Source organism: Gardnerella phocaeensis (genome assembly GCF_048545075.1).
GTDB lineage: Bacteria > Actinomycetota > Actinomycetes > Actinomycetales > Bifidobacteriaceae > Bifidobacterium > Bifidobacterium vaginale_J.
Map to the genome: position 1 here is coordinate 228,883 of NZ_JBKQXS010000002.1, position 23,644 is coordinate 252,526.

Sequence of the window (23,644 nt, forward strand, 5' to 3'; positions counted from 1 at the left end):
AACATGTACTATGCCATTTACACGTTGCTCACCATTTTACCCCATTCCTCCCCAAAAATCCCCACTTTTTTACAAAATTTTTGATTTTTTTGAAGCAAATCACCAATAGAAAACAAAAGACCCTCACGCAGCGCTCAAGCAGGTCGTTACGAACGCAGTCGACCATCTGCACCAGTAACAAAAAACGACCAAAACTGTACAGCGGTGTAAAGAAACGGTCGCCTACGCGCGAAAAAACGGCAGAAACTGTGCACGAGCGCGGACAGAAAGCACGGACAGAAAGTGCAGAGCCTGAAGAAGCGGCAGAAACTGTACAGCGGTGTAAAGGAAAAGCCGTTTGCGCACCTTAATCCGGCAGAAACTTTACGCACGTGTAAAGAAAAAGCCGCGAAATGACGGAATGGCGACCAAAACTGTGCAGCTGTGCGCAGTTTATGCCGCTTCCCAGCCAGATTCCGACAGAAACTTTACGCACGTGTAAAGAAAAAGCCGCCTACGCGCGAAAAAACGGCAGAAACTTTACAACCGCGCTGCTAGCGAATCGATACACGCGTTAAATATTTTTGCAGTCAATAGAAAATGTCGAAAACATCTTGCGATTTGGTATTTTCGACAGTTTTGGCTTGCGTTTTGTTTATTCCACCAAACGATTTGGTATTTTCGACAATTTAGTAAGCTGCAAAAATCGTGGCAAACGCTTGGAACGCAGCGCGACGTCTGCACCAGAGTCCCAAAACAAGCTACAAACGCCGGAGAAAAAACTCCAGCAAATGTTCATGAAGCTTTGCAGTAATGCTTCTGCGAACGGTGATTGCTTGTTGATTAGTGAACTTTAACATTAATACTCTGCAGACGTTGAGTATTTATTGCCTAGAGAACACTAGCATTCGTGCTGCTGCACACACCACACCATACGCACCTACCACATCACAAAACAACGGTGGGTGGATTTACGAGTGGGAGATAGGAATTGCTTGTCGAGCAATATAAAAGCGGAACGATAGTAATAATCTTATTGACGAATACTATTTCTGCAGAAAAAGTAAGTAAAAGACTAAACTTAACTATCTAGCCGCTAAGTACAAATAAGGTATAAGAGCGGAGCGCTGCGAGATAAGTAATTCCTATCTCACACAGCCACTCCAGAAACCCACCAGCCGAAACATCTACAATCGCGGCAAATACTTCTCAAGCTCAAAAGGCGTAACTTGACGACGATACTCTTCCCACTCTTGATGCTTATTGCGCAAGAAGTACTCAAAAGCGTGTTCGCCTAATACGCTTGCAACGAAGTCCGAGCGCTCCATAATCTTTAGTGCTTCATCCAAGGATTCCGGCAATGGCTGAATACCCATTGCTTGACGCTCAGCATCAGTAAGCTCCCACACATCGTCGCTAGTTGGATCGCACAAAGTCATTTGCTTTTCAATACCATCCAAGCCAGCAGCAAGAAGCACAGAGTAAGCAAGATACGGATTCGCTACAGGATCTAGCGCACGGAATTCCATTCGGCAAGAATTGCCTTTACCAGGCTTGTATTGCGGCACACGCAGAAGTGCAGAACGGTTGCTATGACCCCAGCAAACGTAGCTAGGAGCTTCCGCACCACCCCACAAACGCTTATAAGAGTTCACATATTGATCAGTTACAGCGCAAATTTCTGAAGCATGATGCAAAATACCAGCAGCAAATTGACGCGCAATAAGAGACATATTAAATTCTTGACCAGCTTCATAGAAAGCGTTCGTATCACCTTCGAACAAACTCAAATGCGTATGCATACCCGAGCCAGGTTGATCAGTTAGCGGCTTTGGCATAAAGCTTGCGTACATTCCGCGCTCAAGAGAAATTTCCTTAACTACAGTGCGGAAAGTCATAATATTGTCCGCGGTAGTAAGAGCATCTGCATAACGCAAGTCAATTTCGTTTTGACCAGGACCGCCCTCATGATGCGAGTATTCTACAGAAATACCCATTTGTTCAAGCATACTAACTGCGCTACGACGGAAATCCATAGCCGAACTTCTAGGAACGTGGTCAAAATATCCACCCTCATCAATAGGAACAGGAGTTTTAGACCAATCATCCTGAGCTTCAAACAAATAAAACTCAATTTCCGGATGCACGTAGAAAGTAAATCCTTTTTCTTTCGCTTTTGCGAGCGCAGTCTTTAAAACGTGACGAGGGTCTCCCAGTGAAGGCTCTCCGTCTGGAGTTAGCACATCGCAGAACATGCGCGCTGTGCCTTCCGGACCTCCATGCCATGGAAGAATCTGGAATGTCGACGGATCCGGCTTCACGATCATATCGTCTTCTAAGACGCGAGTCATGCCTTCTATTGCTGAGCCGTCGAATCCTATTCCCTCTTCAAAAGCTGCTTCTAATTCAGCAGGGGCAATAGCAACGGATTTAAGCGTGCCTAAGACATCCGTAAACCAGAGTCGAATAAAACGCACGTCTCGCTCTTCAACAGTACGCAGAGCAAACTCTTGTTGTCGATCCATAATAAGCCCCTTGGGTATCATCCGGTTGTATGCATAGCCACGCACATATGCATATTCACATGCAATTGTAGTGTATTATTTCGCATTACGCTTCATATGTTGAGCTTATATTCAATGAATTTACGTAATTGTAATGAAATTTCTACGTTACGTCACAACTTCTTCAATTTAATATGCCAATTAATTGCTTAATTATTTTTACTTTCTTTTGCCATATTTTTGAAATAGCTCGTACGCGTTTGCATCGCTTAAATCGTCACTATTAAAAATTTCTATATTTTGTTTCGAAATAGTTTCAACTGTTTCCATGCCAATAGCTAAATCTTCTACTGCACGCGACCAAACAGCTAACGCCATAGGCGCAACTATTTCTTGTGGCTCGCAATTGTATTCGTAAACTTTTGCATTTAATTTATCAGCTCTATTTGTAATGAGCATAACATCCATTCCACGGAAGAAATCAACAAATTTTTGCACTGCTTCTTCCGGCTCATTGCCGTCCAAATTTTTTAATACTGCAACAGCACCTTGTTCTTCATCGAAGCATTGCGCTGAAACGCTAGCCATTTTACAAAAAGCAGCCAGTAACTGAGCAGGCTGCACATACGTAACCATTAACGCAACTTTTGCTTTATTTCCAAGCAGACCTTGCAAGTCTTCTTCAAAATTAGCTTCTTCAATATTGCGCATAGCTTGATCAAGAAAATCATTTTCTTGATTATCGTCGCTTTTTTGGTTATTTTTTAAATTTTCGCTATTTAAATTTTCTTGCGACTCTTCTTTAAATTCACGTTCAAATCCCGCGAGCGCATTATCTAATTCCGCATCAGTAAAAGAAGTGCGCACAGAATCGTCATTGTTACGCTTGTCGTCATTGTTACGCTTGTCGTCATTGTTGCGCTCGTCACCGTTGTTTAACATATTCGTCGTTTCCTCCCCTTTCAATGTAATTTCTTAAAGCATACCTAGTTTTATATTTTATCAAATCAGTAGCGCATATTTTCTACGCGCTAGGCAAACAACTAGATCCAAAAACAATTTTCATTTCAGCAAACAAAGAAGTATCTCGCTTTACACGGAAACGATCTCCAAAAGTAAGAACTTGCGCCTTGCCAGTATCGTCTACAAGAGCCAAGCGCACTTCACAGCATCCTGGATGTCGGCTCAAAATATCACTTAATTGCGCAACATGACCTTTATCTAGAACTTTGCGAGGAATAACAACTGTTAAAGGTCTTTCATCCACTGATTCGAGAGTTGGTATTTCAAACTCTGTAGCACGCATTGAAACAGTTTCATCACGCACTTCAACTTGTCCGCGAATACGCACAACTTGGTCAATTGCAAGTTCTTGCGCTGAAGCTTCGTACACTTTGCCAAAGAACATGCATTGTATTGAACTTTCCATGTCTTCAACTGTGACAATCGCCCAAGCGTTACCTTTTCGAGACACTCGCCTATCTACGCTTGTAACTAGGCCTGCAATAGTTACTTGCTGACCGTCGCTCATAGTTCTTGCTCTGTCGATCAGTTGAGCTATTGACATCTCACGTAAATCTGCCAAAACTGCAGACAATCCGCTTAGTGGATGGTCAGAAACGTACAATCCAAGCATTTCTCGCTCAAAATTAAGCTTTGTTTTTTTATCCCACTCTTCAACATCAGGTACAGTAATTTGCATATCTCCCATACCATTGTCTTCATCCGAGTCAGAAGACGAATCAAGATCAGCAAATAAATCAAACTGACCTTCTGCCTGCTTACGCTTAAGCGCAATCACAGAATCAATCGCAGGATCACAAATTTGAAACAGCGCACGACGATTTGAATCAATAGAATCAAAAGCTCCAGCTTTAATAAGCGATTCTACTAGTCGGCGGTTTAGTGCGGTAATTGGCACGCGCTTTACGAAATCCATAAAGTTTACGAAACGTCCGCGCTCGCCTTCGCGCTCAGCAATAATATCGTTTACTGCTTTGTCTCCAACGTTACGAATAGCACCCAAACCAAAGCGCACAACATCTCCAACTGCGGAATACTCAAGAACAGACTCGTTTACATCAGGCTGCAAAACTTGAATACCCATGCGCCTTGCCTCGCCCAAGTACAGTGCAGTTTTGTCTTTATTCGTGCGCTCGTTTTGTAGCAAAGCTGCCATAAATTCCACAGGATAATGCGTTTTTAAGTATGCCGTCCAGTAAGAAATCAAGCCGTAAGCAGCAGAGTGAGCTTTATTAAACGCGTAACCAGAGAACGGAACCAAAACATCCCACACAGCTTGTGCAGCTTCTTCAGAATATCCGTGAGCTTTCATACCTTCAAAGAATGGCACTTGCTCTTTTGCCAGCACTTCCGGCTTTTTCTTGCCCATTGCTCGACGCAACACATCTGCTTTACCAAGACTGTAACCTGCTAAAATACGCGCTGCAGACTGCACCTGCTCCTGGTAAACAATCAAACCGTAAGTTTCGTCCAAAACTTCCTTTAACGGCTCAGCAACTTCTGGATGAATAGGGATAATATCTTGCAAACCATTCTTGCGCTTAGCGTAATTCGTATGCGAATCCATATCCATAGGACCAGGCCTGTAAAGTGCAATCAAAGCCGAAATATCGTTGAAATTATCCGGTTTCAAAGTACGTAGAAGCGCACGCATACCGTCGGAATCAAGCTGGAAAACGCCTAAAGTGTCCCCCCTGGAAAGCAGTTGATAAGTAGCTTTATCGTCTAACGGAATCTTAGTATAATCAATCGGATCTTTCCCATTATTTTCGATATTTCGCAAAGTATCGCGAATAACTGTCAAGTTGGAAAGACCCAAAAAGTCCATTTTTACAAGACCGAGCGTTTCACAAGTGTGATACTCAAAAGTTGTTGTAATCGTTCCATCAGTGCGCTCTAAAAGCGGCGAAGTGTTTGTAATTGGCTCCGAGCCCATGATTGTTGCACAAGCGTGCACACCTGTTTGACGAATCAAACCTTCAATGCCCTTAGCTTCTTCGGTAATGCGATGAGTATCTGGATCCGTGTCGTACATTTCGCGGAACTCGCGCGCTTCAGCGTAACGCTTTGATTTTTCGTCGAAAATATCGTGCAAGCTCATATCTTTGCCGTTTTTAGCAGGAGGAAGAACTTTCGTAATTTTTTCGCCTACTGAAAACTCGTATCCCATAATTCGAGCTGAATCTTTAAGAGCTTGCTTCGTTTTAATAGTTCCGTAAATAACGCACTGAGCAACTTTATCTCTACCGTATTTTTCGCCCACGTATTCAAGAACTTTAGCTCGACCATCCGGGTCAAAATCAACATCAATATCAGGCAAGGATACGCGCTCCGGGTTTAAGAAGCGTTCAAAAATCAGACCATGTTTCATAGGATCAAGCTCTGTGATGCCCATTGCGTACGCAACCATAGCGCCTGCAGCAGAACCACGACCAGGACCTACCATTACGCCATGCGCTTTAGCCCAATTAATATAATCTGCAACAACTAAAAAGTATCCGCAGAATTGCATTTGGCAAATCACGCCGCACTCGTAATCAGCCTGCTTTAAAACTTCCATTGGAATGTTGTTATTGTAACGACGCTCCAAACCTTCCTCGACTTTTTTAAGGAATAGCGAAGTCTCATCCCAACCTTCCGGGCAGTCAAATTGCGGCATAAAAGCGCCATCTTCGCCGTCGTCGAACATGACATTGCAACGTCGAGCAATCTCAAGTGTGTTATCGCAAGCTTCTGGAAACTCTTTAAAAAGCTCACGCATTTGCTCAGCGGACTTCAAATAGTATCCGGAACCGTCAAACTTAAAACGGTCAGGATCGTCCAAGCGCGAGCCGGAATTAATGCAAAGCATAGCATCTTGCGCTTCGCGATCTTCTTCATGAACGTAATGCAAATCGTTCGTTGCAAGAAGAGGAGCGTTAAGTTTTTTCGCAATTTCAAGCAAGTCTTTAGTTACACGCGTTTCAATAGAAAGCCCATGATTCATAAGCTCAATAAAGAAATTGTCACGCCCGAAAATATCTTGAAACTCACCAGCTGCTCGTAAAGCCTCTTTGAACTGACCTAAGCGAAGACGCGTCTGGATAATTCCAGAAGGGCATCCTGAAGACGCAATTACACCTTTTGAGTAGGTTGAAAGCACGTCTTTATCCATACGCGGGTAGCGCATAACTCTACCCTCAAGATTCGCCACAGACGAAGCTTTAAGAAGATTTGTTAAGCCGGTATCGTTCTCCGCCCACAAAGTCATATGCGTAATTAAACCGCCGCCAGAAACGTCATCTGCACGCTGATCTTCCGTGCCCCAATGCACGCGACTTTTGTCTTGTCTTGCTGTTTCCGGAGTAACATACGCTTCTATGCCAATAATTGGCTTAATCCCAGCTTTTACAGCCGTACTCCACATTTCGTACGCGCCGTGCATGTTGCCATGATCCGTAATAGCTACAGCCGGCATGCCTAATTCTTTAGCGCGATTAACTAAATCAGGTATTTTTGACGCACCATCTAGAAGTGAATAATGCGTGTGATTGTGCAAATGTACGAAGTTGGTTTCCGGCTGAGTCATAAAAGATATTCTATAAGCGAAAGTTGACTGAAAAAATGCAAAAACGTTACTTTAATAATGCTCGCATAGCTTCTAACGCGTGTTGCAAATCAAGAGGATAATGCGACTTAACTGTCACTGATTTACCAGTGCGCGGATGCGTAAAAGTAAGTTCCATAGAATGCAACCATTGACGTTGCAACCCAAGTTTTTGAGCCAAAACTGGGTTCGCTCCATACATTGAATCCCCAACCAAAGGGTGACCAATAGAAGTAAAATGAACGCGTATTTGATGAGTGCGACCAGTTTCCAAATTAACGCTTACTAACGTTGCTTGACCAAAACGCTCAAGCACATCCCAGTGCGTAACAGCAGGCTTGCCGTCCGAAGTAATAGTAAAACGAAAATCAGATACTTTTGCACGACCAATAGGAGCCTCAATAGTAGCTTTATCTTGCGCTAAATCTCCTTGAACAAGCGCATGATACGTTTTTTTAACGATATGCTTTGCAAACTGATTTTTCATTGCTTCATAAGCAAAGTCTGTTTTGCAAACTAGCATTAATCCGCTTGTTCCAACGTCTAATCTGCTTACGATTCCTTTGCGCGATTCATCGCACAGCGTTGTTTTTATATCTATTCCAGCAGCTTCTAAGCATTCTGGAACTGTCGGCCCAGTCCATCCTTTTGCTGCGTGAGACGCCACTCCAACAGGCTTATCTATTACAACAACATCGTCATCGTTGTAAATAATTGGAATATTACATACAGAAGATTTATTATTTTGCTCTTCTTTTCGTTCTGCACTTTCTTTTTGATCTACAACAATCGTATCTCCATCTTGCAAAATGGAGGATTTTTGCGATTTTCTACCTAAGATTTTCGCTTGGTTACGCTCAATAAGAGATATCGCATTTGCACGCGAAACTCCCATTAGCTTTGATAAGCAAACGTCAAATCTGCAGCCGAAAAATTGGCTTGTAACTTTAAAGCAAATATCACTCATCGGCATGCTCTAAAAGAGGAATCCCAATCAAAATAAGGCATACAACTGCGATTCCTGCAAACATAAGCTCAATATCTGCAACGTTGCCAACAGACCAACCGTAGTTTATAAAATCTACGACTTTGCCATTCAAAAAACCTTGAGCATATTGCGCCCTATCAATGAGGTTTCCAAAAGCTCCAGCAAACGCTAGAGCAAACGCAATAGTCCAATACAAAGATTTTGTGTGCTTAACAGCAGCTATCATTGCACCACAAGCAGCACAAGCTAATACGCTAATAACCCACGTAAAAGAAGAGCCTAAGCCAAATGATGCTCCAGGATTTCGTACAAGAGTTAAAGAAAGCAAGTGCGGCACAAGCTCAATGTTTTTCCCGTCACTAAGCGTCGCCAAAGCCCAAAGTTTTGTTATGCGATCCAGCACAACACCAATAAAAACAATCAGTGCAAAAACGGCTACGCGAGTACGTAGCCGTTTCACACGCACATCTCTATGCGTCAATATTTATCCGATCTTTAGTAATTCAAATAGTATCGGTGCAGTGCGCAACATTTTAAAATATCAGTCACGCACTGCTAAAAACTACTCTTGCTTACCAGATTCTTCACCCTGCTTGTTGCCTAATGCAGCATAGGTATTTTCATCAGAAACTTGAGCAACCAACTGACCAAGGAAATCAGTCAAGCGAGTACGATATTCAGTTTCAAATTGCTTGAGGCTCTGAATATTTCCTTCAATAACTTGAGTTTGCTTCTCAAGATTCTCACGTACCTGACGAGCATATGCATCAGCAGCTGTACGAGTTGTAGAATCATAGTCTGCAGCACGATGCTGTACTTCAGCTTCATACTGGTCAGCTTGATCGTGCGTCTGCTTAGAGTAATCATCAGCAGCTTGACGAACCTTACCAGAGTAAGCATCAGCCTCATTGTGAGCACGAGCAGCATAAGAATCAGCATCGCCGCGAGTACGAGTAGAGTAATCGTCAGCATCAGCATGAGTCTGCTTGCTGTATTCTTCAGCTTCAGAACGAGTGCGTGCAGAATATTCATCTGCCTTAGCAACAGTTTCGTTATAACGAGCTTGGCTTTCTTCAACAATCTGCTGAGCCTTAGCCTTGCCCTTATCTACATATTGATCATGCAATTGCATAGCAAGAGTCAACATTGCAGTTGCACGCTCTGGCTCAGAACCTTGTGCTTCTGCACCAGCACCAGCAATCTTTTGCAAGCTACCAGTTTCAGTATTTGGCTCCATCTTAGCAACCTGCTTTCGAAGCTGCTCTTCACGCTGACGAGACTCTTCCAACTGCTTGGAAAGCTCCTCAACCTTAGTGTTTTCTTGCTGAGTGACAACAAGCTGCTGGCGAACAGTTTCAAGCTCGCGACCCAAGTTTTCGCTGCTTGCACGGAAGTCGTCACGCTCGCGAGTAACAGTTTCAAGCTCTTTTTGAACCTGCTTAGCATTGTCTGCTTGAGCAGTTTGAGCAGTTAACTGATCTACCTGCGCACCCAAACCATCCAACTGTTCCTTCAACTGCTGGTTTTGAGCAGTCAAAGCACGATTACTTTCTTCAGCTTCACGCAACTTAGTTGCAGTAGCTTCAAGTTGAGAAGCAGCTTCATTTGATTCGCCCTGCTTCTTAGAAGCATTACGCAATGCCTCATTTTCTTTAGTTAAGGATTCTACCTTAGAAGTTAACTCAGCAATCTTCGTATTCAAACCCGCAACATCACGGCCAAGAGATTGCGTGGAAGCTCCTAGGCCCTGCACTGCCTGCTGACCGAGTGCTTCTATTGTTTCTGTAACCTGATCGAGAAACTCGTCAACCTCGTCAACGTCATAACCTCCCTTAAAACGTACAATTTGGAAGGTATGCTCTCGAATGTCCTTAGGCGTCAACAGAGTCATATGCTTTACACCTCGCTTTTTGGGCATAGCCCTTTGATATATATCTATTCGATGCTATCACGTCCGCAGAAAATTAGTGCGGTTAATACAAAAATTTATGTAACAAAACGCCGCTTTTATAAAAATTACGCGCTTAAAACCATAAACTCATCTATTGGTTTATTTTACAATTTTTTAACGTGGCGCGAGTTTCGGGGGATTTCTCTCCTCGCAAGTTCCCGTCCTTCGTCGCTCTGGCTGTTAAAGATTTTACTGTCTGCTTTGTTCTTAAAATAATGTTGCTTCCTCAGTCCTCTTTTATTGCTCGTAGAGAAATCCCCCAAACTCTGCGTGCTTAATCATTAATAACCGTGCCTTATCGCAGAGATTTTTCGATTTTTCTTCTTCGCTTGGCGAATCAGCAGCCTACGGCTCTGACGTTCGCCGCGCTCAGTGCAAAAAATCTCAAATCTCTACCACACTGATATCCACACGACTGAATAACGACATAATTAAGCTGTAATATAATTTATAACCAAATTTGAAAAACGTATAAAGCAAAATATAAAAGCATATAACTTACGTCAATACTAATATTTCCGCAACGAGTTGGCGGAATAAACTTACGCAATACTCGCAATGGCGGCTCTGTTATGAAATAAATAATCCGTATTAGAAAATTAAAAACACCTCTAGGCCGCATACGAGGAATAAGCACAAATAACCAATCTGCAACCATTCGAATAATCATTATTATCAAATAAGCGCGTATGATCACACGCAATACAGATAACGCAACAAATATCATTCGAACATCACCTTACAAAATAATACGATTGACACATTCAAGTTAAGCATACGCTGCAGAATCAAAATGCAAGCATAACAAATGCTATGCAACAGATGCATACCATGAAACTTCAGTTTTACGAGATATAATCTCACTGATTGTATTGATATTATTCAAAAGGAAGGTCGACAATGACTGTTCTTGTTACAGGTGGATGCGGATACATTGGAGCACACGTAGTTCACGCCTTACATGAAACAAAGCAAAATGTCGTCGTCGTTGACGATTTAAGCTACGGAAAGCCTACAAGAATTGAAGGCGCACGTCTTTATGGTATGGATATCTCTTCTCCTGATGCAGGAAAGCGACTTGCGCAAATCATGAAGGACGAAAATGTTGATGCTGTAATTCACTTTGCTGCTAGAAAGCAAGTTGGAGAGTCCGTAGAAAAGCCACTTTGGTATTACCAACAGAATATTAACGGCATGCTTAACGTGCTTGAAGGCATGAAAGATAGCGGAGTTAAGAAGCTCGTATTTTCTTCTTCTGCAGCAACTTATGGAGTGCCTCCCGTTGAAGTTGTACCAGAAGATGTTGTGCCAATGTTGCCGATTAACCCTTATGGTCAAACCAAGCTTTTTGGCGAGTGGATGGCACGCGCTTGCGAGCACACATACGGAATTCGCTTCTGCGCCTTGCGTTACTTCAACGTAGCTGGATGCGGTCCGGTGGAATTGGAAGATCCTGCGATTTTGAACTTAATTCCTATGCTTCTTGACAGACTACAGCGAGGAAAAGCACCTGCTATTTTTGGCGACGACTACCCTACTGCTGATGGCACTTGCATTCGCGACTATATTCACGTTTCTGATTTAGCAGACGCGCATATTGCAGCACTTACATATTTGGATCGCGACGAGCGCAAGTACGACGCTTTTAACGTAGGAACTGGTCAGGGTACGTCTGTGCGCGAAATTGTTGACGAAGTGCGCAGAGTTACTGGTTTGCCATTTAAAGAAACTGTTCTTGATCGCAGAGCTGGAGATCCTCCACAGCTTATTGGCAGCACGAAGCGAATTAACGAAGAAATGGGATGGCATGCTCGCTACGACGTGAAGGACATCGTAGAATCTGCTTGGGCAGCTTGGCAGGCAAATCCTGAGCATCATATTGATGTTGATTCGTGGAAGCAGCTTGACTAGCGAATAAAACAAAACGCGCGGCACAAATCGTGTCGCGCGTTTTTGTTGTGGCTCCGAGCGGGATCGATCCGCTGACCTAACGATTTTCAGTCGTTCGCTCTACCAACTGAGCTACAGAGCCATGACGAATAAAAAACCCGGCGAACCGGGTATTCTATTAATCGCGACCCCGGCCGGACTTGAACCGGTGACCTCCGCCGTGACAGGGCGGCGCTCTAACCAACTGAGCTACGGGGCCGTGGCTTTGTTCTCTCGAACAGCCGAGTCACTATCTTACAGAATCCTTAGCAAAATGCAAGTGCCGCGCGTGTTCGGCGTGTTGCGGCACAAAATCAAGCTATTATTCAAGCTCAACAGCTCCAGTGCAAAGCTGATAATACTCCCCACGTTTTGCCAATAATTCCTCATGCGAACCGCGTTCAATAATGCGACCGTGATCCAACACCATAATCACATCAGAATTGCGCACTGTAGACAGCCTGTGAGCGATTACAAATACAGTGCGCCCTTCCATCAAAGAATCCATTCCATGCTGAACTAATTCTTCAGTATGCGTGTCAATCGATGAAGTTGCTTCATCGAGAATTAGCACAGGCGGATTTTCTACTGCAGCACGAGCAATAGAAATAAGCTGTTTCTGGCCTTGAGAAAGCCCTTCACCGCCATTGTTAAGATGCGTATTGTATCCGTCAGGAAGATTAGAAATAAACGCGTCAGCATGAGCTAATTTTGCAGCTTGAATACAATCTTCATCGCTAGCATCAAGATTTCCATAACGAATATTGTCCATTATTGTGCCAGTAAATAAATTCACATCTTGCAAAACAGTGCCAATAGCGTGGCGCAAATCCGTTTTGCAAATATCGCGCACATCAATGCCATCATACAAAATTTGTCCATCATCGATGTCGTAAAAACGCGTAAGTAAATTCGCAATAGTAGTTTTTCCAGCACCTGTAGCTCCAACAAGAGCAACTTTCTGACCAGGCTTTGCGAACCACGTAATATCGTGCAAAACTGGATGATTCTCTTTGTAACCAAACACAACATCCGTAAAACGCACGTCGCCTCGAAGCAAAGTATAGCGGCCATCTTTAGAAGTGCGAGCATCTCGCTTTGCATGGCACACAATCTCTTGAGCCATTTCGCTTAAGTTTTGAGCGCGCTTAGTTGCTTTAGTGCCATTATCTTTAGCATCACGCTTCCAAGCCCAATAAATATTCGCGCCTTCTTCTTTTTCGTCAACTTCTTGCAAAACTTTAAATGTTGATTCGTCAGAAAGCTGCTTAGAAGATTGGCAAATCTTTACTTTTACAAGGCGAACAGTGCCAGCATCTGACTCAGGTTCTTCGTCAAGAAGTTCAAAAATACGAGAAGCTCCTGCGAGAGCCATCATAAGTGCGTTAGCTTGCATTGTAATTTCGCCAATAGGATTAATAAATGCGCGCGAAAGTGCCAGCAAAGATATAAGCGTACCCAATGTAAGAGTACTAGATCCAGCTAATCCCAGCGTTGGCAGACCAGCTGAAACAGCCCACGCACCAAGTAAAGCAATTAATACATAAAGCAAATAGCTTGCATTACTAATAACAGGCATTACATTATTCGCATAAGAATTCGCACTTGCAGAAATTTTTTGTACTTTTTCTATGCAATTATCTAATTTTTCAATAGAATCTGCCTCATGATTAAAAATTTTAATCACTTTACTGCCTGTTGCAGATTCTTCAACAAACTCATTTAACTCGCCTAATGCGTGCTGGAATTGCTCAAATAAACTGCCAGATTTCTTTAGCATAAAACGCACTAAATAAAGCAATATTGCAGTAAATATAGCTACAAAAACTGCAACCGGAAGCGATAGGCACATAATAGATATAAATGCTGCCAAAATCGACATTAGTGCAGAAAAAGAGTCTGGAAAAGCCCACGAAATTGCGCTACGAAGAACCTCAGTATCGTTTGTGTAACGGCTCATAATATCGCCGTAACCTTGAGAATCTAAGTAACGCAACGAAAGCTTCTGCTGATGCTTAAACATAGAATCTCTTAAATCGCGCATGACACTTTCAGATATATTCGCAACAAGCCTGCTCCAAAGCCAAGAACAAAACACGCCGACAGCGTAAACGCTTGCCATCAGAATAATCATGCGAACAAGAGGCATCCAATCCTGATTATGCTTACCGACAAGCGGAAGAATATACGAGTCCACAAGAGATTGCAAAAACATTGCGCTTGCAGCTTGCACAATTGCGCTAACTATTATTGATGCAATAATTACGCAAATTTTAACCCGATACACAAGCACATAAGAGGCAAGTCTGCTAATAGTTTTCCAACTAATAGCTGAATCTTTTTTAGAAGAGTGAGCAGTTTTATTCTTAGCCATTGTTATTTAGCTCCTTCTTCTTTAGTTGCGCTAGTTATGCGACTTTTTTCTTGAGAAACCGCCATATTTCTGTAAATTTCACAAGATTTAAATAATTCATCATGCGAACCTTTAGCAACAACACGACCATCGTTAAGAACAACAATAATATCTGCATGTTCGATTGAAGATATGCGCTGAGCAACGATAATTTGCGTAGAATCAGGCATGAACTTTTTCAAGCCATCGCGAATTTTACTATCCGTTTTCATATCAACCGCACTCATCGAGTCGTCGAGGATTAAAATTTTCGGCTTCCTCAAAAGTGCGCGCGCAATGCACAAACGCTGTCGCTGACCGCCGGAAACATTCTTACCACCCTGGTCAATATGCGTATTGTAGCCGTCTGGTAAATCTTTAATAAACTCATCAGCACAAGCAATTTCGCAAGCTTGACGCAAGTCATCATCGCTTGCTTCCGCTCTACCCCAGCGAAGATTTTCTGCAATTGTGCCACTAAACAAAATATTTTTTTGTAGAACAAAACCAACTTCTTCACGCAAACTAGAAGAATCATAATCGCGAATATCTTTTCCGCCTACAAAAAGAGTGCCAGAAGTTACGTCATAAAGTCTTGCAATTAATTGCACTAAACTTGATTTTCCAGATCCCGTTGCGCCGACAACGCCAACAGTTGCTCCAGAAGGAATAGATATATTTATATCGTGTAAAATTTCCTGTTCTGCTGGAGTGGATTCATCTGTATTATCTAATTTAGGATAGCGTAGCGAAACATTTTCAAAACGCACAGAAGAGTCAGAAAGCTTTGTAAGTGGATGCTTTGAAATAACTTCGGTATTTCGAGATTGCAAAACCTTTGAAATACGATGCATCGAAGCTCGAGCTGTTAACGACATTACAAAAACTGCAACTAAATTCGCTAAAGCAAACAAAATTTGCAAAGCATACACCACTAATGCAGCAAGATTTCCTGTTGTTAAACCAAAAGCAGGATTATTTCCGGAAGCCACAATTTCATGCGAAGCCAACCACGCAATAAGCAGCATTCCAGAATAAAAACATAAGTTAAACAAAGGAATACTGCAATTTAAAACATACTCAGCTTTAATAAAATAATCATAGATTTTATGCGAAATACGCGTAAAACGACTTATTTCATAATCAGAACGCACATAAGACTTTACGACGCGAATATTATGCAAATTCTCGCCAACTCGATTATTCATCTCGTCAATCATTCGATAAATTCGAGAAAATGCTGGAGCAACTATACTCGCGCCAAAAGCGCCAATTGCACCAACAATAGGCACAAACGAAAGAAAAACCCACGAGATAGCAGGACTAATTGAAAAAGTAAACCACCAAGCAGTGATGATAATCATAACGCTGCGAACACCAGAGCGAATAATCATTTGATAAGCAAATTGCACATTTGACACATCGCTAGTCATACGCGTAACAACAGTGCCACTAGAAAACTTATCTAAATCAGAAAAACTTAAACTTTGCAAGCGTGAAAACATGTTGTGACGCAAATTTTTACCAAAACCAGCACTAGAATGCGCGCAACAAATACCAGAAATAATGCCTGTAATCATTGCAATTGCAGCAAAAATAAGCAATTGCAAACCATAATATTGCACAGCTTCTTGAGAACGTGACATAATGCCAAAATCAATAAGATTTGACATTACTGTAGGGATTGCAATTTGCATAGCAGCTTCGATGAGAATGGTAACAGCAGTTAAAACGCCAAGAAAACGGTATTTTTTTAAAGAACTCAGTATTGTTCGAAGTGCTCGAGGGGCATAGTCTTTTTTACGAGAATCTTTTTTCGATTCATCAAACTCACTTGGCTTCTCAGACTTTTCTGCCATTCTTCCCCTACTCTAAATCAAATACTTATGTTTAATAATATCACCTTTGAATATAAGGCAGGCATGGGTTTATGAAGCGTCGCCTTCGCCTGAGGCGCGGTCTTTGCCGTAAATAGACGGAATAAAACGCTCCTGATCGTGAAGCTTTTCCCAAATTACAGGAGGATCGTGCGGATTTTCCAGAGACTTTGGAACGTCAATAATTCGCTGATTGCTAGAGCCGCGGAATTGCAAAAGCGAATCGTGCAAATCTTTCATATAACGGCCGTCAACAAGAATATCAATATATTGCAGCAACTCAAGCTTATCAGGCGTCTCCCCTGGGCGCATAAGCTCTTCCCAAGTGTATCCAGTCCAACTCCAAATGTCTTTCGTATTGCCAAACTCTTTTCGAATGCGCTTGCAAAGAGGCAGCAAAATGCCAGTATTAAGCAGCGGCTCGCCGCCAAGAAGCGTTAAACCTTGCACATAAGGCTGCGACAAATCTTCCATAATTTGATCTTCAAGCTTTTGAGTATAAGGATGGCCTGCGCGAAAATCCCAAATCGACTCGTTATAGCACTCAACGCAATGAAACGGGCAACCGGAAACGTAAAGCGAGCAGCGAATACCCTCGCCGTCAGTCATCAAAAAACGCTTGTAATCGGCAATCATCCCCTGGCTCATGCGCTCACTAGACCACTGCCCTGCGCGAGGATTATTGGAAAGAGAGGTAGGAATCCACGGCCCACGATTCACATCTGCAGGCGCAAAATCGTGCAAACTCATGCGAGCCATATCCAACCCCCTTTCAAACCAAATAAACAACCAAAAAATAAACGACCAAATTTGCGAAAATAAAATAAATCCAGCCGTTAGAAAGTGCAATCACAAAACGCAATACATTTCTAACGGCCAGATTATCACCAAACAACAAACACAAGAAAAGCTATTTATGTAGCTAAATTACCTGTTCAACTTATTTTACTAAGTTTCAACATAGTTAATTAGCTAAGTTTATTTTGTTTCCTCATACCATTCACGAGACTCACCGTTGTTAAGAGTCACGTGACCAGTTTCGCCAGACATGTGCTTTACGCGGTGAGCGATTTCTTCGTGACGTCCGTGAACCATTGGGCGCTGAACAGGATTGCCTAAGTAGCCGCAAGTACGCTTAGTCACATTGCACTTATCTGGGTCGCTGTTTCCGCACTCAGGGCAACGGAAGCCTTCTTTAGTCGGCTCAAAATCGCCCTGGAAACCGCAAACGAAGCAGTGATCGATTGGCGTATTCGTACCCAAGTATCCAATGCCAATCTTATAAGCGTAATCCCAAACAGCTTCCAAAGCCTTAGGATTCGCTTGCAAGCATGGGAACTCGCAGTAGTTAATAAAGCCGCCGGAAGCAAGATACGGGAAGTCAACCTCGTAGCGAAGCTTCTCCATAGGAGTTGGCTGCAACCAAACCGGATAATGGAAGGAATTAGTATAGAAGTCGTGATCGGTAACGCCTTCAATGCGGCCGAACTTCTGACGATCCATACGGTTAAAGCGGTCGGTCAAAGACTCAGCAGGAGTTGAGTAAACGGAATAGTGGTAGCCTTCAGCCTTTGACCACTGCTGACAAAGCTTATTCATGCGACGAACCAAAGAAAGCGCAAACTCCTTGCCTTCCTCATTCCAGCTGTGATCTTGCATCCAATCCTTGCCGAAGAACACTGCAGTAGTTTCGTACAAGCCAATGTAACCAAGCGAAACGGTTGCGCGCTCATTACGGAACAACTGATCAACGCTCTCGTTAGCTTCCAAACGACCAAAAGCACCGTAACGGAACAGTGTTGGAGCGTTCACAGGAGTTGCTTGCTTGCAACGCATAATGCGGAATCGCAAAGCTTGGTGAGCTACTTCCATACGCTCGTCGAAAAGCTTCCAGAAGCGAGTCACATCGCCGTGAGATTCAAGAGCAATACGTGGCATGTTAACAGTCACAACGCCAAGATTCATACGGCCATCTTCAACATCCTTGCCGGTCTTTGGATCAATCCAACCCTGGAGGAATGAGCGGCAACCCATAGGAGCCTTGAAGGAGCCAGTAATCTTAACAATATTCTCATAGAACACAACGTCTGGATACATGCGCTTAGTAGAGCACTCAAGCGCAAGCTGCTTCAAATCGTAGTTCGGGTCGCCAGCGTCTGCGTTTACGCCGTGCTTAATAGTAAACACAAGCTTAGGGAAGATTGCAGTGTGGCGATCTTTGCCGAGGCCGCGAATACGGTTAAGCAAAATAGCGCGCTGAATTTCACGAGCAAACCAAGAAGTACCCAAGCCAAATCCAACAGTTACGAACGGAGTCTGACCGTTAGAAACGCGGTTGGAATTAATTTGATATTCCATAGTTTGCATAGCGTCGTAAATAGCTTTACGCGTCATAATCTTTGCGTAAACTTCACGAAGCTGATCAAGCTCGCTCAAGTTTTCATCAAAAGGAGTATCAGCTGGCAGTGGATCCCTGTCCAAGCAGTGGAGATTCTTAGGCTCCTGAGCCTTCAAGCCGTCAATCATATCTTTTGCGACTTGAATTGGCGTGGAATCAGGAATCATTGCGTGTGCCATAGCAAGATTCTTGTCGTAATCGCACTTAGCATAAGGCTCAAGCATCTCGTCTGCACGATTAACTGTTTGACCGCCGTACTGTGCGCCAGCAATATCCTTAATAATTTGCGTAACCTGAGTTGCAGCAGTGCCAATAGACTTTGGGCTATCCATCATTGCGTTACCAAGAGCAAAGCCCTTAGCAAGCATGTCGCCAAAATCAGGAAGCGAGCAGTTGCTCATGCAAGTAAATGGCGAATAATCAGCGTCGTGGAAGTGAATATCACCCTTCATATGAGCGTTAGAAACTGCGTGAGGAAGCATAGAGAACGCAGAGGCTTTAGAAACAGCGCCTGCAAGAAGATCACGCTGAGTTGCGTAAACATTAGAATCCTTGTTGGCGTTTTCGCGAACAAGAGACTCATCACGGTTCACAAGGCGGTTAACAGCCTCGTTGATATCAGTAGCTTTAGCGCGATCAATATCGCGGTTCAGTCGGTAGCTCGTGTAGCAACGAGCAACCTCATATAGGTGATTTTCAATAAGACCATGCTCAACAAGAGTCTGAATATCTTCAATCTTTGCTGGACCATTGTAACGATCTTGAATTTCAGCCTCAATATGATCAGAAATATTACGAATTAACTGCTCTTCTTGCGGACCTACTTCCTTGCCCAAATCCTTAAAAGCAGCCTTAATAGCCATAATGATATTCAGCGGATCAAAATCAACTACGCGACCATCGCGCTTTTCGACCTGCACGCGAGAAACTGGAGCTTCAACTACATCATCCGTACAATTTTCTGCTCTTGTGACAGCAGTTTCTTCCAAAACCTGCATCAGTACAGACCTTTCTCAAACACCGTTCCTTCTAGCAAATTCTCTCGTTGCAAATATGGGAACTATTTTTAACAACTCGCTCTACTATAACCCAACTCATGCACAATATCTAGGGCAAGACGCAAAGATAACCACCTATATATAGTGATTTTTGTCACAATCGCGATTTTTGAGGCGTGTCGAGGATGAGGTAAGCTTGATTGCTGGCGTGTTATATTTCTTTAGTGTTGATTTTTTGTTTTAGACGTTCTTGAGTATCGTCTATGAGTTTTGGCTGGTGTTTGGCTGGCGGGTTTCTTTTTGTGATTGTGAGTGGTGGGTGTTACTTGTCTCGCAGCGCTCCGCTCTTATACCTTATTTAGACTTAAAGGTTGCGTAGTTAAGTTTAGTTTTTTACTTACTTTTTCTGCAAAAATAGTATTCATCATCACGATTATTACTATCGTTCCGCTTTTATATTGCTCGACAAGCAACACCCACCCCTCACTACTAGTAAAACCGCTAGTGGTCTGTGGTGTGGTAGGAGCGCCTGGTGTGGCGTGTGCGGCAGCGCGAATGCTAGTGTTCTTTGGACAACAAGCAATCAACGTCTGCAAAGCAATAATGCTAAAGTTCACTAAGCAATAAATAATCGCCGTTAGCAAAGCATTACTGCAAAGCTACAGACGCAACGTTTGCAAAGCACTGGTGCAAAGCTTCAGGAGGTTTGGGGAAATACGACCGAAACTTCACACGACTGTAAAGTTTCTGCCGTTTTTTAGCGCGTATCCGACCTTTATTTTACAGCGTTGTAAAATTTCTGCCGTTTTTTGGTGCGCAAGCGACCTTTATTTTACACAGCTGCACAGTTTCTGCCGGGATTGCGCGCGTAGGCGGCATAAACTGCGCACGCACGTAAAGTTTCTGCCGTTTCTTGGCGCGTAGCCGACCGAAACTTTACACGAGCGTAAACAGAGCAGGATTACTTAAGTAAGTGCAATACACGCCGTTGTGGGCGCGCACTTCGTGACGCTTTGATATATTGAATCACGTGGAACAGATAGCTTTTCAGCATGCACAGGAATTCGGATTCCAACCAGGAGACATTGTGCAACAATGGCTCTGGGATGACGATGTTGACGAAACAATTTGCGAAAGCATCGAGAAACTTACCGGCGAAGAGTTGGTAGATGAGGATTACGACGCTGCTGTTGATGGTGTGATTATTTGGTGGCGCGACGGCGACGATGAAGATGAGCTCGCAGATACCATTATGGATGCCACAAATATGCTTGACGATGACGCGCCTATGTGGGTTCTTACTCCAAAACCAGGTCGCGAAGGTTCCCCAAGTTCTAGTACAGTTCAATCTGCAGCAAAAACAGCTGGCATGAACGCAGCCACTCCGTTAACAGTAAGTGCTGACTGGAATGGTGTGCAATTGCGCGCATTTGGTAAAGGTCAATCCAAGTAGTATTTGCTAGTTGCAGTATTTGCTAGTTGACGTAACTATCTTAACCGACCGTTGGCTTGCGTAGCTGCCTGTTTAGCCGCCTTTTTACTTAATTGCTAGCTTTGCTTATTGCTAGATTAGCTTCTTGTTAAGTTACTTATTGCTTGTTAAGTTGCTTATTGCTAAATTGCTTGCTAACTTGCTACTTACTTTTGTAGTATTGCGCTGTTTTTGTCGAAAATACCAAATCAACCGATACTTTCGACAAAAAACAGGACAATTCTGTCGAAAACACATAATCATTTGGTGAAATCGACAAAACACACAAAAATAGCGCAAATAAAAGCGCGCGGAGAGAAATATACCAGCCTCGCAATGCCGCACAAAACTAACGACCGCTACGTAATGCCACCAAACTAACTGTCGTTAACGTAATGCCGCCAAACTAACTGTCGTTAACGCAATGCCGCCAAACTAACGACCGAAGCGATTAACACGGTTACCACGCTCGCCACGTTTACCGTGCCAACGACGCTCGCTGCGTTCGCCACGTTCGCTGCGTTTATTGCGTTCATTGCGTTCACCGCTACTGCTGTGACCGTTACGTTCGCCGCGTTCGCCGCGCTCACCACGCTCACTCTCACGACCACGCTCACCGCGCTCACCGCGTTGCCCACGTACGCGCCCACGACCACCGCGTCCACGACCGCGACCGTTACGCTTCTGCTGCTCCGGCTCCGGCATACTCCAGCCTTCTTGAAGCTCGGCAGCTTCACCCACAATCTCATCTAGAACTTGCGAAGCAGGATTCACATCCTCAGCTTTCGCATGAATTCCAGCCTTACGAAGCATCATATGAGCAGCGCGCTTTTGATTAGGAAGCACAAGCGTTACAACGTCGCCTTCTTCACCAGCTCGAGCAGTGCGACCCGAACGATGCAAGAAAGACTTAGGATCCTCAGGAGGCTCAGTCTGCACAACCAACGCAACGTCGCTAATGTCAATACCTCGCGCAGCAACGTCCGTAGCAACTAGCACACGCACCAAGCCTTCAGCAAACACAGCCAAATGACGATCTCGCTGATTCTGCGACAAATTACCTTGCAAATCGACTGCGGGAATACCTTGCTGCACAAATTTTTTCGCCATATTCTTCGCTTGATATTTCGTGCGCGTAAAGAATATAGAACGTTTCTTTCCAGAAGCAAGCTTTCGCAAAACTTCGTACTTATCCCCTGCTGACACAGCAAAAATATGATGCGTCATAGTGTCAACTTGGCAATCAGCATCATCCACAGCATGGACGACAGCGTTTGGAAGGAAACGCTCAACTAATGTAGAAACTTGCTTATCAAGCGTTGCAGAAAACAGCATGCGTTGACCATCTGGCGCAACTTGCTCAAGAAGTCTAGTAACAGCAGGAAGGAATCCCATATCAGCCATTTCGTCTGCTTCGTCGAGCACGCTAACCATCACTTTTTCAAGCGTAAGTGCTCCCTGACGCAGCAAATCTTCCAAACGACCAGGGCAAGCAAGCACAATCTGCGCACCCTGCTTAAGTTGCGATACCTGGCGCTGGTATCTCACGCCTCCATACACTGTCACAGTACGCATGCCATAAGCTGCAGCAAGCGGCGCTATTACGTCATCAATTTGATGCACAAGTTCGCGAGTTGGAGCAAGAATTATTGCTCTAGGAGCAGGAATTTCACTAGACTCGCGTGACTTACGGTTTTTACCAGAATTAATTAAATCAACAAAATTCTCAGCTAAACGCGCAACAAGTGGAATAGAAAATGCTAATGTTTTACCGCTTCCTGTGCGACCTCGCCCTAGGATATTCGCACCTTGTAAGGAATCGGGAAGCGTTGCTTGTTGAATTGGGAATGCAGTGGTTTTTCCATCCGCACGCAACACTTCTACTAAAGGCTCTGGAACGCCAAGTTGCGCAAAAGTGACATCGTCACGGTAATTTTCACGAGATTCAATGGCAGAGTCTGGAATAATTGTTGCGTTATGAGAATCTTGATTTTGCTTTTTTGAAGTAGAGCGCAAAGATATTGCAGAATTTTGCTTTGCATTATGAGATTTTGCAATATCATTTTTAGCAACATTATTTTTATCAATATTATGCTTAGCAAAATTATTTTTAGCAAAATTATTTTTAGCAAAATCTTGTTCAGCATCCGCAATAGCTACTTCTTCATAGCGCAAGGCTTTTTCGCGCGCTTTTTGACGAGCTTTTTCTGCTTTGCGATTGCGCTCCCTGCGCGAATTGAACTCGTGATTAGAACCGTAATTTTTATGACTACCCTGATATTCAAAAGGATTGCGTTTTTCAGCTGATTTCCTAGTATTTTTGACGTTCTTGGTATTCTTCGCGCCTCGCTTTTGATGAGACGCAGCATTATGAGTATGCGGCACAATAGCCTTTCGTAAAATATGTGTATTCAAAACTTAAATTTCAAAACGTGAACTAATCGAGCCTAGCACACGCCTGGCACAATAACGGCAAATGTTGTCAAAAAGCGCCAAGACGCTCGCACTAAAGCGCGAAGGCCAGAAAAATCACCGGCAAATGTTTCCG

Annotated in this window: 14 protein-coding genes and 2 tRNA genes; 2 read left to right on the top strand and 14 right to left on the bottom strand. The window is 43.5% G+C overall.

Annotated elements, in window-relative coordinates; all coding sequences use genetic code 11:
- Positions 1–1,166: 1,166 nt before the first annotated feature.
- From glnA to ACJV2T_RS03755, 7 genes are all read right to left on the bottom strand, one after another.
- Positions 1,167–2,504: a type I glutamate--ammonia ligase gene (gene glnA, locus ACJV2T_RS03725; RefSeq protein ID WP_415683754.1), complete on the bottom strand. Its 1,338-nt coding sequence runs from the start codon at positions 2,502–2,504 to the stop codon at positions 1,167–1,169.
- A 198-nt stretch (positions 2,505–2,702) separates the two neighbouring features.
- Positions 2,703–3,425, bottom strand: a complete 723-nt coding sequence (locus ACJV2T_RS03730) for a hypothetical protein (RefSeq protein WP_419399179.1) — start codon at positions 3,423–3,425, stop codon at positions 2,703–2,705.
- An 82-nt stretch (positions 3,426–3,507) separates the two neighbouring features.
- Complete coding sequence (dnaE, locus tag ACJV2T_RS03735; protein WP_419399180.1) at positions 3,508–7,074, bottom strand: DNA polymerase III subunit alpha; 3,567 nt, start codon at positions 7,072–7,074, stop codon at positions 3,508–3,510.
- Positions 7,075–7,120: 46 nt separating this feature from the next.
- Positions 7,121–8,059 carry an RluA family pseudouridine synthase gene (locus ACJV2T_RS03740; protein ID WP_419399181.1) on the bottom strand — a complete coding sequence of 313 codons (939 nt, stop codon included), beginning with the start codon at positions 8,057–8,059 and terminating at the stop codon, positions 7,121–7,123.
- Entirely contained in the window at positions 8,052–8,546 is a 495-nt protein-coding gene (locus ACJV2T_RS03745; protein WP_391495947.1) for a signal peptidase II, read from the bottom strand. Before ACJV2T_RS03745 ends, ACJV2T_RS03740 begins: the two co-directional genes overlap by 8 nt.
- 96 nt (positions 8,547–8,642) lie before the next feature.
- Entirely contained in the window at positions 8,643–9,971 is a 1,329-nt protein-coding gene (locus ACJV2T_RS03750; RefSeq protein ID WP_391495948.1) for a DivIVA domain-containing protein, read from the bottom strand.
- Between the two features lie 508 nt (positions 9,972–10,479).
- A complete protein-coding gene (locus ACJV2T_RS03755; protein ID WP_419399182.1) occupies positions 10,480–10,758 on the bottom strand; it encodes a YggT family protein in 279 nt (92 codons plus the stop codon).
- Positions 10,759–10,931: 173 nt separating this feature from the next.
- Here ACJV2T_RS03755 and galE point away from each other — a divergent pair, with 173 nt between their 5' ends.
- The gene (galE, locus tag ACJV2T_RS03760) at positions 10,932–11,942 is read left to right on the top strand and encodes a UDP-glucose 4-epimerase GalE (RefSeq protein ID WP_419399183.1); all 1,011 of its coding nucleotides are present in this window, start codon (positions 10,932–10,934) and stop codon (positions 11,940–11,942) included.
- Positions 11,943–11,990: 48 nt separating this feature from the next.
- On the opposite strand, the gene ACJV2T_RS03765 is transcribed toward galE, so the two are convergent.
- The 6 genes from ACJV2T_RS03765 to nrdD form a co-directional block, all read right to left on the bottom strand.
- Positions 11,991–12,063 (bottom strand) — tRNA-Phe (locus tag ACJV2T_RS03765).
- A gap of 43 nt (positions 12,064–12,106) precedes the next feature.
- Positions 12,107–12,180: transfer RNA gene (locus ACJV2T_RS03770), tRNA-Asp, on the bottom strand.
- Between the two features lie 102 nt (positions 12,181–12,282).
- The gene (locus ACJV2T_RS03775) at positions 12,283–14,334 is read right to left on the bottom strand and encodes an ABC transporter ATP-binding protein (protein WP_419399184.1); all 2,052 of its coding nucleotides are present in this window, start codon (positions 14,332–14,334) and stop codon (positions 12,283–12,285) included.
- A gap of 2 nt (positions 14,335–14,336) precedes the next feature.
- Positions 14,337–16,211: an ABC transporter ATP-binding protein gene (locus tag ACJV2T_RS03780; protein WP_419399185.1), complete on the bottom strand. Its 1,875-nt coding sequence runs from the start codon at positions 16,209–16,211 to the stop codon at positions 14,337–14,339.
- Between the two features lie 69 nt (positions 16,212–16,280).
- The gene (gene nrdG / locus ACJV2T_RS03785; RefSeq protein ID WP_419399186.1) at positions 16,281–16,988 is read right to left on the bottom strand and encodes an anaerobic ribonucleoside-triphosphate reductase activating protein; all 708 of its coding nucleotides are present in this window, start codon (positions 16,986–16,988) and stop codon (positions 16,281–16,283) included.
- A 219-nt stretch (positions 16,989–17,207) separates the two neighbouring features.
- Positions 17,208–19,625 carry an anaerobic ribonucleoside-triphosphate reductase gene (nrdD, locus tag ACJV2T_RS03790; protein ID WP_419399187.1) on the bottom strand — a complete coding sequence of 806 codons (2,418 nt, stop codon included), beginning with the start codon at positions 19,623–19,625 and terminating at the stop codon, positions 17,208–17,210.
- Between the two features lie 1,030 nt (positions 19,626–20,655).
- Here nrdD and ACJV2T_RS03795 point away from each other — a divergent pair.
- Complete coding sequence (locus ACJV2T_RS03795; RefSeq protein ID WP_004107331.1) at positions 20,656–21,078, top strand: DUF3052 domain-containing protein; 423 nt, start codon at positions 20,656–20,658, stop codon at positions 21,076–21,078.
- A 453-nt stretch (positions 21,079–21,531) separates the two neighbouring features.
- Here ACJV2T_RS03795 and ACJV2T_RS03800 read toward each other — a convergent pair whose 3' ends face one another.
- On the bottom strand, positions 21,532–23,481 hold the full coding sequence (locus ACJV2T_RS03800; protein WP_419399259.1) for a DEAD/DEAH box helicase: 1,950 nt from the start codon (positions 23,479–23,481) through the stop codon (positions 21,532–21,534).
- Positions 23,482–23,644: the final 163 nt, after the last annotated feature.

What these genes read in the sequence shown, in the direction of transcription:
- glnA (WP_415683754.1), bottom strand. Translation starts at nt 2,504, where the DNA reads ATGGATCGACAACAAGAGTTTGCTCTGCGTACTGTTGAAGAGCGAGAC.
- ACJV2T_RS03730 (WP_419399179.1), bottom strand. Translation starts at nt 3,425, where the DNA reads ATGTTAAACAACGGTGACGAGCGCAACAATGACGACAAGCGTAACAAT.
- dnaE (WP_419399180.1), bottom strand. Translation starts at nt 7,074, where the DNA reads ATGACTCAGCCGGAAACCAACTTCGTACATTTGCACAATCACACGCAT.
- ACJV2T_RS03740 (WP_419399181.1), bottom strand. Translation starts at nt 8,059, where the DNA reads ATGAGTGATATTTGCTTTAAAGTTACAAGCCAATTTTTCGGCTGCAGA.
- ACJV2T_RS03750 (WP_391495948.1), bottom strand. Translation starts at nt 9,971, where the DNA reads ATGACTCTGTTGACGCCTAAGGACATTCGAGAGCATACCTTCCAAATT.
- ACJV2T_RS03755 (WP_419399182.1), bottom strand. Translation starts at nt 10,758, where the DNA reads ATGATATTTGTTGCGTTATCTGTATTGCGTGTGATCATACGCGCTTAT.
- galE (WP_419399183.1), top strand. Translation starts at nt 10,932, where the DNA reads ATGACTGTTCTTGTTACAGGTGGATGCGGATACATTGGAGCACACGTA.
- ACJV2T_RS03775 (WP_419399184.1), bottom strand. Translation starts at nt 14,334, where the DNA reads ATGGCTAAGAATAAAACTGCTCACTCTTCTAAAAAAGATTCAGCTATT.
- ACJV2T_RS03780 (WP_419399185.1), bottom strand. Translation starts at nt 16,211, where the DNA reads ATGGCAGAAAAGTCTGAGAAGCCAAGTGAGTTTGATGAATCGAAAAAA.
- nrdG (WP_419399186.1), bottom strand. Translation starts at nt 16,988, where the DNA reads ATGGCTCGCATGAGTTTGCACGATTTTGCGCCTGCAGATGTGAATCGT.
- nrdD (WP_419399187.1), bottom strand. Translation starts at nt 19,625, where the DNA reads ATGCAGGTTTTGGAAGAAACTGCTGTCACAAGAGCAGAAAATTGTACG.